This window comes from Acidovorax sp. 107, assembly GCF_003058055.1.
Lineage (GTDB): Bacteria > Pseudomonadota > Gammaproteobacteria > Burkholderiales > Burkholderiaceae_C > Acidovorax.
In genome coordinates this window covers 2,479,997-2,492,505 of sequence record NZ_QBTZ01000001.1, presented here as the reverse complement: position 1 = coordinate 2,492,505, position 12,509 = coordinate 2,479,997, and the positions used below count along the sequence as shown (strand labels likewise).

The window sequence follows — 12,509 nt, the reverse complement described above, 5'->3', positions numbered from 1 at the left end:
CACCCCACCCAAGCCTCGCACCACTTACTGGAGAAATTTCCCATGTCCCACGCCGCACCAGCCCACAAGCGCATTTTGCTCAAGCTGTCTGGTGAGGCGCTGATGGGGGATGATTCCTTCGGTATCAACCGCGCCACCATCGTGCGCATGGTCGAGGAGATCGCCGAAGTGACTCGCCTGGGTGTCCAGGTGGCCGTGGTGATCGGTGGGGGCAATATCTTCCGTGGCGTCGCAGGGGGCTCGGTCGGGATGGACCGTGCCACCGCCGACTACATGGGCATGTTGGCTACCGTGATGAATGCCCTGGCCCTGGCGGACGCCATGGACAAGCAGGGCCTGGTGGCCCGCGTGATGTCCGCTATCGCCATCGAGCAGGTGGTCGAGCCCTATGTGCGCCCCAAGGCCTTGCAGTACCTCGAAGAGGGCAAGGTCGTCGTGTTTGCCGCTGGCACGGGCAATCCCTTCTTCACCACCGACACCGCCGCAGCCTTGCGCGGTGCAGAGATCGGCGCCGAGCTGGTACTCAAGGCTACCAAGGTGGACGGCGTTTATACTGCCGACCCCCAGAAGGACCCTACGGCCACGCGCTACACCAAGCTGAGTTTCGACGAGGCCATGTCCCGTAACCTGGGCATCATGGATGCGACCGCTTTTGCCCTGTGCCGCGACCAGAAGCTGCCGGTGAAGGTGTTCTCGATCATCAAGCATGGCGCCCTGAAGCGCGTGGTGATGGGTGAGGACGAGGGTACGCTGGTTTACGCTTGATCACGATGGATGGACCTGCACCGGATGCAGGTCGGCCCCAGGAGAAAACATGACGATTGCCGACATCAAGAAGACTGCTGAAACCAAGATGGACCAGTCCATCACAGCGTTCAAGAACAACCTACAGAAGATCCGCACGGGCCGCGCCAACCCTGCGCTGCTCGACACCGTGCAGGTGGAGTACTACGGCTCCTTGGTGCCTCTGAGCCAAGTGGCCAACGTGGCGCTGATCGACTCGCGCACCATCAGCGTGCAGCCTTGGGAAAAGGGCATGGGCGCCAAGATTGAAAAGGCCATCCGCGAAAGCGACCTGGGCCTGAACCCAGCCTCCATGGGCGACCTGATCCGTGTGCCCATGCCCCCCATGAGTGAAGAGCGTCGCAAGGAAATGACCAAGCTCGCTCGTAACGAAGGCGAGAGCGCCAAGATCGCCGTGCGCAACCTGCGCCGCGATGCCAACGAATCAGTCAAGAAGCTGGTCAAGGACAAGCTGGCGTCCGAAGACGACCAGAAGCGCGCCGAAACTGAGGTGCAAAAGTTCACCGACAAGCACATCGCCGAGATCGATGCGCTGGTGGCGGGCAAAGAGCAGGAAATTATGGCGGTTTGAGCCCCCAGGGCTTGAACATTCCCATGGCTGCATCTCCGGTGGTGCCACACCACATTGCCATCGTCATGGATGGCAACGGCCGCTGGGCCACGCGCCGGTTTCTGCCGCGCCTGGCCGGCCACAAGCAAGGGGTTGACTCACTGCGTCGCTGTGCACGCGCTTGCGTGCAGCGCGGCGTGCGTGTGCTCACGGTGTTTGCGTTCTCTTCCGAAAACTGGAACCGCCCGGCCGACGAGGTTTCTGGTCTCATGGAGCTGCTGGCGATGGCGCTGGCGCGCGAAGTGCCCCAGCTCAAGAAGGACGGCGTGCGCCTGCACTTTGTGGGCGAGCGGAACGGCCTTTCGGCCAAGGTGCGAGACGGCCTGGCGCAGGCAGAAGCTGCCACGGCGGACAACACCCGCCTGGTGCTCAATGTCTGCTTCAACTATGGCGGCCGCTGGGACATTGCGCAGGCCGCAGCTGCACTGGCTGCCCGTGGCGAGCCCATCACCGAGGCCAGTCTGCACAGCGCGATGGGGCTGGCCCATGTGCCCGACCCTGATCTGGTGATTCGCACCGGGGGCGAGATGCGGATCAGCAACTTCCTGCTCTGGCAGTCGGCATACTCCGAGTTCTTCTTCAGCGACCGGCTGTGGCCCGATTTCGATGAGTCCGCATTGGACGAGGCCATCGGCGCCTTCAGCCGTCGCGAGCGCCGTTTTGGCAAAACCTCTGCCCAGATTCTGTCCGCGCATCCTGACCCGATGCCGGGCTGAGAACCTGAACAGGTTCTGAAAGCTCCCCATGCTTCAACAGCGCGTCATCACCGCCCTTGTTCTTCTGGCCATCCTGCTGCCCGCGCTTTTCTACGCCAACACCGTACCGTTCACGCTGGTCGTGCTAGTCCTCATGGCTGCCGGGGCTTGGGAGTGGGGCCGCTTGAGCGGGTTTGGCCAGGGGGGCTCTGTGGCGGTCGGCGTGGCGTGTGTGGCCCTGTGCACCGGGTCGTGGGCGTTGGGCTGGGTGGACCGGCCGTTGCCCGCCCTCTGGGTGGCGGGAGGCGGGCTGTGGGTCCTTGCGGCGGCTTGGCTACTCAAGGCTGGGGTGCCGGGCTGGCCCCGTATTCCGGCAGGGTTGCGCCTGGTCGCTGGGGTGCTTGCCCTCTGGCTGGCGTGGCTGGCAGTGGTGCAGGCCCGCAATGTGGGCATCAACTTTTTGCTGTCGGTACTGCTGCTGGTGTGGGTGGCGGACATCTTTGCCTACTTTGCCGGGCGCGCTTTCGGGTTGCGGTTTACCAAAGGCAAGCTCGCACCTTCGATCAGCCCCGGCAAGAGCTGGGAAGGCGTGTGGGGTGGTCTGGCGGGCGTGATGGTGATGGCGTTTGCGTGGGTGGTGGCCGATGCCCACTGGCAGGCAGCAGTGCCCAGTTTCTATACCCGTATGGCGCAACAGGGCTGGTGGTTGCTGGTGATTGCCGCATTGTTCATGGTGGCCATGAGTGTCTCTGGTGACCTGGTGGAATCGCTCATCAAGCGCAGTGCCGGTGTCAAGGACAGCAGTGGCCTGCTGCCCGGGCACGGCGGCGTGCTCGACCGCGTGGACGCCTTGTTGCCCACATTGCCCCTGGCCATGATGCTCACGAGTCTGACGACCCCATGATGAAACAACGACTTACCGTTCTCGGCTCCACCGGCTCCATCGGGACCAGCACGCTGGATGTGGTGGCGCGCCACCCCGAGCGCTTCGAGGTATTCGCCCTCAGCGCTGCGACGCAGGTGGATCTGATGCTGGCTCAGTGCGCGCAGTTCCGCCCCCGTTACGCCGTGATGGCGAGTGCTTCCCATGCGCAGTTGCTGGCAGAGAAGTTGAAAGCAAATGACCTTCCAACGGAGGTGCTGCAATCGGCAGATGCTCTTGAAACAATAGCGTCCCATGACGAGGTGGGTGCCGTCATGGCGGCCATCGTGGGGGCTGCGGGCCTGGCGCCTTGTCTGGCCGCCGCGCGTGCGGGCAAGCGTTTGTTGTTGGCCAACAAGGAGGCCCTGGTGGTGGGGGGCGGGTTGTTCATGCAGACCGTGCGCGACGGGGGCGCCACCTTGCTGCCGATCGATAGCGAGCACTCTGCCATCTTTCAGTGCCTGCCAGAAGACCCTGCCAACTGGTCGGATCGTGTGGACAGCATCCTCCTCACGGCTTCGGGCGGCCCGTTCCGTCAGCGCGATCCGTCCACGCTGTCGCAGATCACCCCCGATCAGGCCTGTGCCCACCCCAACTTCTCGATGGGGCGCAAGATTTCGGTGGATTCGGCCACGATGATGAACAAGGCCCTCGAAGTCATCGAGGCCCGCTGGCTGTTTGACCTGCACCCGGACCAGATCAAGGTTGTCATTCATCCGCAGCAAATCATCCATTCGATGGTGCAGTTCAAGGATGCTTCCATCCTGGCGCAGCTGGGCACTCCCGACATGCGCGTGCCGATTGCCTGCGGCCTGTCCTGGCCCGAGCGAATCACCAGCGGTGCCAGCAAACTGGACTTCTCATCCCTGAGTGCCCTGGCTTTCGAGGATGCGGACGCCGTTCGCTTTCCAGGCCTGCATCTGTCCTGGCAGGCCCTGAAGGCAGTCGAGGGAACCACCGCCGTGCTGAATGCGGCGAATGAGGTGGCGGTGGGCGCCTTTTTGTCTGGCCGGCTGCGCTTTGACCACATTCATGCAGTCAACCTTGCAACTTTGGACGCGGTTTCGCCCTCCAAGCCCGATTCGCTCGCCGCGTTGCTGGATCTGGACAACCAGGCCCGCCATGCGGCAGAAAATGTGGCGGGCCGCCTGGCTGCCTGACCGTCGTCGCCCAACCCCGGAACCATTCATCCATGCTGCTCACCATTGCTGCCTTCGTTGTAGCCCTGGGTCTTCTGATCGCAGTGCACGAATACGGGCACTACCGCGTGGCGGTGGCCTGTGGGGTCAAGGTGCTTCGGTTTTCGGTGGGTTTTGGTAAACCGCTGCTGCGCTGGCAACCCCCAGGATCGCCCACGGAGTTTGTGCTGGGCGCTTTCCCTCTGGGGGGCTATGTCCGCATGCTGGATGAACGTGAGGCACCCGTCCCTGCAGAGGAGCGGCATCTGGCCTTCAACACCCAGCCACTGCGCTCACGTGCGGCCATCGTCGCGGCCGGGCCCATCGCCAATCTGCTGCTGGCAGTGCTGCTGTATTCGGTGGTGAATTGGAACGGTGTGGAAGAACCCCGGGCCATTCTGGCAAGCCCGGTCGCGGGCTCGGTGGCGCAAAGTGCTGGTTTGCGCGGTGGTGAACTGGTGGAGCGCGCTGCATTGGGCGCTGAAGATCTGGATCCGGTGCGTTCGTTTGAAGACCTGCGCTGGCTGCTGACCCGTGGTGCGCTGGAGGGGTTGAATGTGCGCCTGGATGTGCAGTCCGCCCATGGCGCGGGCCACCGGGAGGTCGTGCTAGACATGTCCCGCATCGACAGCCGTGAGGCCGACGCCCAGCTGTTTCGCAAGGTGGGCATCCTCGGCCCCTGGACCCGCCCCGTGCTGGGTGAGGTCATGGCGCAGAGCGCGGCCGAGCGCTCGGGTCTGCGCCAGGGCGACGTGGTGCTCAAGGTGGGGCAAACCGACGTGGTGGATGGACAGCAGCTGCGCGAGCTGATTAGGCAGTCGGTGCGTGGCAACGAACCGCTGGCGCAGCCATGGCACGTCGAGCGCGGCGGTCAGGTGGTGACGCTGGACGTACTGCCCGACGCCGTGACAGAACCCGGCAGCACGGTAGGACGCATCGGTGCCTATGTAGGGGCGGCTCCGGAGTTCGTTACCGTGGACTACGGGGTGTTGGAAGGGCTGTGGGGCGGCGTGGTCAAGACCTGGGATGTGTCACTGCTCACCCTGCGCATGATGGGCCGCATGGTGATCGGCGAAGCGTCGCTCAAGAACCTCAGCGGTCCCTTGACCATCGCTGATTACGCCGGCCGCTCGGCCAGCATGGGGCTGACCCAGTACCTCATCTTTCTGGCCCTGATCAGCGTGAGCCTGGGGGTGCTGAACCTGCTGCCGCTGCCTGTCTTGGACGGCGGGCACCTGATGTATTATCTTTGGGAGGGTGTCACGGGCAGGGGCGTGTCGGACGCATGGATGGAGCGGCTGCAGCGTGGAGGCGTTGCGGTCCTGCTTGTCATGATGTCCATAGCCCTGTTCAACGATATCACCCGGCTCTTTGGCTAACACTTTTGCCGCGCTTGCCCTGCAACTGCGGCTCCCGCTTCATTCATGAAAAAACACATCAATCGCCTGGGCGTGCGTACCGCATCGGCCGTTGCAGCCATGATTTTTGCCGCTAATGCGGCATGGGCTCTGGAGCCATTCAAGGTGCAGGACATTCGCGTGGAAGGCTTGCAGCGTGTGGAGCCCGGCACCGTGTTCGCGTCCATGCCCCTGCGGGTAGGTGACGACTACAACGATGAAAAGGGTGCAGCCGCGATCCGCGCGCTGTTCGGCCTGGGTCTCTTCAAGGATGTGCGCCTGGAGGCCAGCGGCAACGTGCTGGTGGTGGTGGTCGAAGAGCGCCCCACCGTGGCGGACGTGGACTTTGCCGGTGCCCGCGAGTTCGACAAGGACGCGCTCAAGAAAGCCATGCGCGAAGTGGGCCTGACGGAAGGGCGCCCCTACGACAAGGCGCTGACCGACCGTGCCGAGCAAGAGCTCAAGCGCCAGTACATCAACAAGAGTCTGTATGGCGCCGAGGTGGTGACCACGGTGACGCCCATCGAGCGCAACCGTGTGAACCTGACTTTCACGGTGACCGAAGGCGAGCCGGCCCGCATCAAGGAAGTGCGCATCGTCGGCAACAAGGCGTTCAGCGAATCGACGCTGAAGGGCCTGTTCGACCAGGATACCGGGGGCTGGCTGAGCTGGTACACCAAGTCCGACCGTTATTCGCGTGCCAAGCTCAACGCTGACCTGGAGACGCTGCGTTCGTACTACCTGCAGCGCGGTTACCTGGAGTTCCGTGTGGACTCCACGCAGGTCGCGATCTCTCCGGACAAGCAGGACATCTCCATCGCCGTCAATGTGACGGAAGGCGAGCGGTATGTGGTGTCGGGCGTGAAGCTCGAAGGCAACTACCTGGACCGCGAAGACGAGTTCAAGTCGCTGGTAACCATCCGCCCCGGGGAGCCCTACAACGCCGACCAGGTGACGGAAACCACCAAAGCGTTTTCCGAATACTTTGCCCGTTTTGGCTTTGCATTTGCCCGAGTGGAGGCGGTGCCCGAAATTGACCGCGAGAACAATCGCGTCAACTTTGTGCTGCAAGCTGAGCCTGCGCGCCGCGCTTATGTGCGCCGCATCAACGTCAGTGGCAACAACCGCACGCGCGACGAAGTCATTCGCCGGGAGTTCCGCCAGTACGAGGCATCCTGGTACGACGGCGACAAGATCCGCCTGTCCCGCGACCGCGTGGACCGTCTTGGCTTCTTCACGGAAGTGAACGTGGAAACGCAGGAAGTAGCTGGCTCGCCCGATCAGGTTGATCTGGTGATCAACGTGGCAGAAAAGCCCACCGGTTCGCTACAACTGGGTGTGGGTTTTTCCAGTGCCGAAAAGGCGTCGCTCTCGTTCGGTATCAAGCAGGAAAACATCTTTGGCTCGGGCAACTACCTGGGCATTGATGTCAACACCAGCAAGTACCGGCGCACGCTGGTGTTCAGCACCACCAACCCGTACTTCACGCCCGAGGGCATTTCGCGCACGCTCGATGTGTACTACCGCACCGACAAGCCGTATGAAGACCAAGGGGGTAACTACCAGCTGGTCACCACCGGGACCTCTGTGCGTTTTGGCGTGCCTTTCAGCGAGACCGACACGGTGTTCTTTGGCGGTGGGCTGGAGCAGACCCGCATCAAGCCCGGCACGAACATCCCGGCCACCTACCTGTTCTATGCCGACAAGTTCGGCTACAGCAGCACGTCGATTCCTTTGACCGTGGGCTGGTCCCGTGACGACCGGGACAGCGCTCTGGCGCCCAACTCCGGCCGCTACCAGCGCCTCAATTCCGAATGGTCCGTGGCGGGCGATGCGCGGTATGTGCGGGCCAACTACCAGTACCAGCAATACATCCCCCTCAATAAGCGCTTCACCATTGCTTTCAATGGCGAGGCGGGTTACGGCAAGGGCTTGAATGGCCGTCCATTCCCGGTGTTCAAGAATTTCTACTCCGGCGGTCTGGGTTCGGTGCGCGGTTTCGATCAGGGCACCCTGGGCCCGCGTGATGTGACCGGTGCGTCGCTGGGTGGGCCCAAGAAGCTCACGCTGAACACCGAGCTGATTGCTCCGTTCCCGGGGGCAGGCAATGACCGGACCCTGCGCGTCTTCACGTTCCTCGACGTGGGCAATGTGTACGGCGAGAACGACAAAGTTACCTTCAGTGACATGCGAGCCTCGGTGGGCCTGGGTCTGAGCTGGATTTCGCCACTCGGTCCCCTGCGTTTGGCGTTTGCGCAGCCGGTGCGCAAGTTCGCCGGCGATAGAATCCAGAAACTGCAATTCCAGATTGGAACGTCTTTCTAATGAAATCCTTTTCTCGCCATCTCTCCGTGGCCTTGCTGCTGGGCACCGTTGCCATCGCAGCCCCTGCACAAGCGCAAGAGTTCAAAGCCGGTTTCGTCAACACCGATCGCATCTTCCGTGAAGCCACCACAGCCAAGGCTGCGCAGGCCAAGCTGGAGCAGGAGTTCTCCCGCCGCGAGAAAGAACTGGTGGATCTGGGCAATACCCTGAAGACTGCCAGCGACAAGTTTGAGCGTGAAGCCCCCACCATGGCAGAAAGCCAGCGCACGACGCGGCAGCGCCAGCTGGTGGATCAGGACCGCGACTTTCAGCGCAAGCGCCGTGAATTCCAGGAAGACCTGAGCGCCCGCAAGAACGAAGAGCTGTCGCAAGTGCTGGAACGCGCCAACAAGGTGGTCAAGCAGGTTGCCGAGGCTGAAAAATACGACGTGATCCTGCAAGAGGCCGTCTATATCAATCCCAAGCACGACATCACCGACAAGGTGATCAAGGCCCTGAATGCCGCTGCTGCTGCCAAGTAAGCCGCTGCGCAGGACAGGTGGGGCGTGAGCAGTTTGCTTCTCGGGCACATTGTCGATGCGCTCGGTGGTTCGCTGGAAGGGGGTGCGCGGGAAACCGCCATCGCCCGCATTGCGCCACTGGAGGTTGCGGGCCCGGGTGACCTCAGTTTTCTGAGTAACCCCCGCTACCAACAGCAACTGGCCGCCTCCCGGGCGGCCTGTGTCATTGTGGCACCTGCCATGCGCGATGCAGCACTGGCGCGCGGCGCCTGCATCGTGGCTGATAACCCCTATGTGTACTTTGCCCGCGCTACGCAGCTTTGGCGCCAGCGCAATGTGCCCGCACGGCCATCCGGTGTGCATCCTAGCGCGGTGGTAGACCCCGCGGCTCAGGTGCATCCCTCGGCTACCGTCGGTCCGTTGTGCGTGATCGAGCGAGGCGCAAGCATCGGTGCGGATACCGTACTCAAGTCGCGCGTCACCGTGGGCGAGGACTGCCATGTCGGCGCGCGTTGCATCGTCCATGCGGGCGTGGTGATCGGGGCCGATGGTTTCGGTTTTGCGCCGGAGCACGGGCAGTGGGTCAAGATCGAGCAGCTGGGTGCCGTGCGCATTGGGGACGACGTCGAGATCGGGGCCAATACCTGCATCGACCGGGGTGCGCTGCAGGACACGGTGATCGAAGACGGCGTGAAGCTAGACAACCTGATCCAGATCGGCCACAACGTGCGCATCGGTAAACACTCGGCCATGGCCGGGTGTGTGGGTGTGGCGGGCAGTGCCACCATCGGGGAGCATTGCACCGTGGGCGGTGGCGCGATTGTGCTGGGACACTTGGAACTGGCCGACAACGTGCATATTTCGGCCGCCACGGTGGTGACCCGCTCGCTGAAGCAGCCCGGGCAGTACACCGGCATGTTCCCCATCGACGACAATGCGCGCTGGGAAAAGAACGCTGCCACACTCAAACAATTGCACAGCCTGCGCGAGCGCATCAAGGCGCTGGAGCTGGCCCTCAAGGCAGCATGAACGGAAGAACAACTCGATGATGGATATTCACGCAATTCTCAAACAACTGCCCCACCGCTACCCGTTTCTGCTGGTGGACAAGGTGATCGAGTTGGAGAGCAACACCCGCATCAAGGCCATCAAGAACGTCACGTTCAACGAGCCCTATTTCATGGGGCATTTTCCCGGCCGCCCCGTGATGCCAGGCGTGCTGATCCTGGAAGCGCTGGCCCAAGCCGCGGGCTTGCTGGCATTCGACGCCATGGGCAAGGTGCCTGATGAGAACAACATCTACTACTTTGTCGGTATCGATGGCGCGCGTTTCAAGCGCCCTGTGGAGCCGGGCGACCAGTTGGTCCTGACCATCACCATCGACCGCGTGCGCGGTGGTATCTGGAAGTTCAAGGGTGTAGCCAGCGTGGGCGAAGAGGTGGCCTGCGAGGCCGAACTCATGTGCACCATGCGCGCTGTGGGTTGACCGGCGCAGGCCTGTTGGATCGTGAGCAATATCCACCCCACAGCCCTTGTTGCGGACGGTGCCCGCCTGGACCCTACGGTCTCGGTGGGGCCCTACACGGTCATTGGCGAGCATGTGTCCATCGGTGCAGGCACCACGGTCGGCGCACACTGCGTGATCGACGGGCGCACCACGATTGGTGCTGACAACCACATCTTCCAGTTCAACTCCATCGGCGCCATCCCGCAGGACAAGAAATACGCGGGCGAGCCGACCGAACTGGTCATTGGAGACCGCAACACCATCCGCGAGTTCTGCACGCTGAACCTCGGTGTGCCCCAGGCCGGTGGCATTACCACCGTGGGTCATGACAACTGGATCATGGCGTACACCCACATCGCCCATGATTGCCATGTGGGCAACCACACCACGCTGGCCAACAACACCACGCTGGCAGGCCATGTGCACCTGGCTGACTGGGTGACGGTGGGCGGGCTCACCGGCATCCACCAGTTCGTCAAAGTCGGCGCGCACGCCATGGTGGGGTTCGCCAGTGCGGTGTCGCAGGACGTTCCCCCCTTCATGCTCGTAGATGGCAATCCGCTGTCCGTGCGCGGCTATAACGTGGTCGGCCTGCGCCGCCGGGGGTTCACGGCCGAGCGCATTGCGGCGGTCAAGCAGATGCACAAGCTGATTTATCGCCAGGGCCTCACGCTGGAGGCCGCTCGCGCCGCGATTGCAGAGTTGGCGCAGTCCGCGCCGCAGGCCAGCGAGGATGCCGCGATGATGGAGCGGTTCCTGGCCGACGCCACGCGCGGCATCACACGCTGAGGGCTGGGCGATGGCAGATTTCCCCCGCGTCGCCATGGTGGCGGGCGAGACGTCGGGCGACTTGCTGGCGGGCTTGCTGATCGACGGCATGCAGGCGCATTGGCCGGGGCTGCAATCCAGCGGCATTGGCGGGCCGCAGATGGCGCGCCGCGGCTTTACTGTCTGGTGGCCCAGCGAAAAACTGGCGGTACACGGCTACAGCATGGAGGTGCTGCGCCGGCTGCGCGAGTTGCTGGGCATCCGCAAGCAACTGCGCGAGCGCCTGCTCAAGGACCGCCCCGACGTGTTCATCGGCGTGGATGCTCCTGATTTCAACCTGGGCCTGGAGGCCGATTTGCGCGCTGCGGGCATCAAGACTGTGCATTTCGTGTGTCCGTCCATCTGGGCCTGGCGTGCAGACCGCGTCGAAAAGATTCGTCGCAGCGCGGACCACGTGCTGTGCATCTTCCCGTTCGAGCCAGAACTGCTCGCGCAGCACGGCATTGCCGCCACTTACGTGGGCCACCCGCTGGCGGGCGTGATTCCCATGATGCCCGACCGTGTTGCCGCGCGCGCACAACTGGGTCTGAAGGATGAGGACGAAGTCCTGGCCATTCTGCCGGGAAGCCGCTCCTCCGAGGTTCAGTACATCGCACAGCCCTTCTTTGATGCTGCAGCGCTAGTGCTTAAAGCGCGACCAGCTATCAAATTAATAGTGCCTGCAGTGCCTGCACTGCGCGACCGCATCGAGCAGGTGGCGCGCGCGTGTGGTCTGGGTGATGCCCTGCAGATCACCACAGGCCAGTCGCACACGGTACTCGCGGCCTGTGATGCCACCTTGATCGCCAGCGGCACAGCGACACTGGAGGCCGCGCTGTTCAAGCGGCCCATGGTCATCGGTTACCACATGCACCCGCTCAGCTGGTGGCTCATGCGCCGCAAGCAACTGCAGCCCTGGGTGGGCCTGCCCAACATCTTGTGCCGTGAGTTTGTGGTGCCCGAGCTGATCCAGGACGCCGCCACGCCCCAAGCACTTTGCGCGGCAACGCTGAACTGGCTGGACGCGAAACGCCAGCAGCCCCAGAAAATCGCGGCCCTGGAGCAGCGCTTTACGGCGCTGCACGAGAGCCTGCTGCGCAACACTCCCCAACTGGCTGCCGATGCGATCCAGAAAATCCTCGCTCCCGCAGCCTGAGCAGGCCTGCCTGCCCTGGCATCCGCCCGGCCTGGTGGCTGGCGTGGACGAGGCCGGCCGTGGTCCCCTGGCCGGGCCCGTGGTGGCAGCGGCGGTGATTCTGGACGACCTGCACCCGATTGCAGGCTTGGCCGACTCCAAGAAACTCACGGCCGCGCGGCGTGAAAAGCTTTACGACGAGATCCGCGCCAAGGCCCTGTGCTGCAGCATTGCCGAGGCCAGTGTCGAAGAGATCGACCAGCTCAACATCCTGCAGGCCACGCTGCTGGCCATGCGCCGTGCCGTCATGGGGCTGCGGCTCAAGCCGGCGATGGTGCTGGTGGATGGCAACCGGCTGCCGGTGCTGGATGTTCCAGCGGAGGCCATCGTCAAGGGCGATGCGCTGGTGCCAGCCATCTCGGCGGCCTCCATCCTCGCCAAGGTCCACCGCGACCGCTGGTGCGCGCAGGTGCATGACGAGTTTCCTCAATACGGCTTTGCCGGCCACAAGGGGTACGGCACGGCCGTGCACATGGCTGCCTTGCGCGAGCACGGTGCCTGCATTCACCACCGGCGCTCGTTTGCGCCTGTGGCCCTGAACCTGCGCGCCGGATCCTGATCGGGCGCTG

General features: G+C 63.3%; 13 protein-coding genes. All 13 read left to right on the top strand.

Features of this window, described 5'->3' with window-relative positions:
* Positions 1-42: 42 nt before the first annotated feature.
* The 13 genes from pyrH to rnhB are packed head-to-tail and all read left to right on the top strand — an operon-like array spanning position 43 to position 12,499.
* The gene (gene pyrH / locus C8C99_RS11670; protein WP_015013553.1) at positions 43-765 is read left to right on the top strand and encodes a UMP kinase; all 723 of its coding nucleotides are present in this window, start codon (positions 43-45) and stop codon (positions 763-765) included.
* Positions 766-814: 49 nt separating this feature from the next.
* The gene (gene frr, locus C8C99_RS11665; protein WP_056637844.1) at positions 815-1,375 is read left to right on the top strand and encodes a ribosome recycling factor; all 561 of its coding nucleotides are present in this window, start codon (positions 815-817) and stop codon (positions 1,373-1,375) included.
* Between the two features lie 23 nt (positions 1,376-1,398).
* Positions 1,399-2,130, top strand: coding sequence for a polyprenyl diphosphate synthase (uppS, locus tag C8C99_RS11660; protein WP_056637847.1), 732 nt, complete (start codon positions 1,399-1,401; stop codon positions 2,128-2,130).
* A 28-nt stretch (positions 2,131-2,158) separates the two neighbouring features.
* Complete coding sequence (locus tag C8C99_RS11655; RefSeq protein ID WP_056637850.1) at positions 2,159-3,013, top strand: phosphatidate cytidylyltransferase; 855 nt, start codon at positions 2,159-2,161, stop codon at positions 3,011-3,013.
* A complete protein-coding gene (gene ispC / locus C8C99_RS11650; RefSeq protein ID WP_056637853.1) occupies positions 3,013-4,191 on the top strand; it encodes a 1-deoxy-D-xylulose-5-phosphate reductoisomerase in 1,179 nt (392 codons plus the stop codon). The genes C8C99_RS11655 and ispC overlap by 1 nt, the downstream gene beginning before the upstream one ends.
* A gap of 32 nt (positions 4,192-4,223) precedes the next feature.
* Complete coding sequence (gene rseP, locus C8C99_RS11645) at positions 4,224-5,588, top strand: RIP metalloprotease RseP (RefSeq protein WP_056637856.1); 1,365 nt, start codon at positions 4,224-4,226, stop codon at positions 5,586-5,588.
* A gap of 45 nt (positions 5,589-5,633) precedes the next feature.
* On the top strand, positions 5,634-7,931 hold the full coding sequence (gene bamA / locus C8C99_RS11640) for an outer membrane protein assembly factor BamA (RefSeq protein ID WP_056637859.1): 2,298 nt from the start codon (positions 5,634-5,636) through the stop codon (positions 7,929-7,931).
* Positions 7,931-8,452 carry an OmpH family outer membrane protein gene (locus C8C99_RS11635; protein WP_056637864.1) on the top strand — a complete coding sequence of 174 codons (522 nt, stop codon included), beginning with the start codon at positions 7,931-7,933 and terminating at the stop codon, positions 8,450-8,452. The genes bamA and C8C99_RS11635 overlap by 1 nt, the downstream gene beginning before the upstream one ends.
* A gap of 24 nt (positions 8,453-8,476) precedes the next feature.
* The gene (lpxD, locus tag C8C99_RS11630; RefSeq protein ID WP_108625833.1) at positions 8,477-9,460 is read left to right on the top strand and encodes a UDP-3-O-(3-hydroxymyristoyl)glucosamine N-acyltransferase; all 984 of its coding nucleotides are present in this window, start codon (positions 8,477-8,479) and stop codon (positions 9,458-9,460) included.
* 16 nt (positions 9,461-9,476) lie between these two features.
* Positions 9,477-9,917 carry a 3-hydroxyacyl-ACP dehydratase FabZ gene (gene fabZ, locus C8C99_RS11625; RefSeq protein ID WP_015013562.1) on the top strand — a complete coding sequence of 147 codons (441 nt, stop codon included), beginning with the start codon at positions 9,477-9,479 and terminating at the stop codon, positions 9,915-9,917.
* A gap of 21 nt (positions 9,918-9,938) precedes the next feature.
* On the top strand, positions 9,939-10,727 hold the full coding sequence (gene lpxA, locus C8C99_RS11620) for an acyl-ACP--UDP-N-acetylglucosamine O-acyltransferase (protein WP_056637870.1): 789 nt from the start codon (positions 9,939-9,941) through the stop codon (positions 10,725-10,727).
* Positions 10,728-10,737: 10 nt separating this feature from the next.
* Positions 10,738-11,901 carry a lipid-A-disaccharide synthase gene (gene lpxB / locus C8C99_RS11615; RefSeq protein ID WP_108625832.1) on the top strand — a complete coding sequence of 388 codons (1,164 nt, stop codon included), beginning with the start codon at positions 10,738-10,740 and terminating at the stop codon, positions 11,899-11,901.
* Complete coding sequence (gene rnhB, locus C8C99_RS11610; protein ID WP_108625831.1) at positions 11,867-12,499, top strand: ribonuclease HII; 633 nt, start codon at positions 11,867-11,869, stop codon at positions 12,497-12,499. Before lpxB ends, rnhB begins: the two co-directional genes overlap by 35 nt.
* The last annotated feature ends 10 nt before the right edge of the window (positions 12,500-12,509 follow it).

Bases quoted from the DNA above. Each gene is read 5' to 3' on its own strand.
- pyrH (WP_015013553.1), top strand. From the start codon at position 43: ATGTCCCACGCCGCACCAGCCCACAAGCGCATTTTGCTCAAGCTGTCT.
- frr (WP_056637844.1), top strand. From the start codon at position 815: ATGACGATTGCCGACATCAAGAAGACTGCTGAAACCAAGATGGACCAG.
- uppS (WP_056637847.1), top strand. From the start codon at position 1,399: ATGGCTGCATCTCCGGTGGTGCCACACCACATTGCCATCGTCATGGAT.
- C8C99_RS11655 (WP_056637850.1), top strand. From the start codon at position 2,159: ATGCTTCAACAGCGCGTCATCACCGCCCTTGTTCTTCTGGCCATCCTG.
- ispC (WP_056637853.1), top strand. From the start codon at position 3,013: ATGAAACAACGACTTACCGTTCTCGGCTCCACCGGCTCCATCGGGACC.
- rseP (WP_056637856.1), top strand. From the start codon at position 4,224: ATGCTGCTCACCATTGCTGCCTTCGTTGTAGCCCTGGGTCTTCTGATC.
- bamA (WP_056637859.1), top strand. From the start codon at position 5,634: ATGAAAAAACACATCAATCGCCTGGGCGTGCGTACCGCATCGGCCGTT.
- C8C99_RS11635 (WP_056637864.1), top strand. From the start codon at position 7,931: ATGAAATCCTTTTCTCGCCATCTCTCCGTGGCCTTGCTGCTGGGCACC.
- fabZ (WP_015013562.1), top strand. From the start codon at position 9,477: ATGATGGATATTCACGCAATTCTCAAACAACTGCCCCACCGCTACCCG.
- lpxB (WP_108625832.1), top strand. From the start codon at position 10,738: ATGGCAGATTTCCCCCGCGTCGCCATGGTGGCGGGCGAGACGTCGGGC.
- rnhB (WP_108625831.1), top strand. From the start codon at position 11,867: ATGCGATCCAGAAAATCCTCGCTCCCGCAGCCTGAGCAGGCCTGCCTG.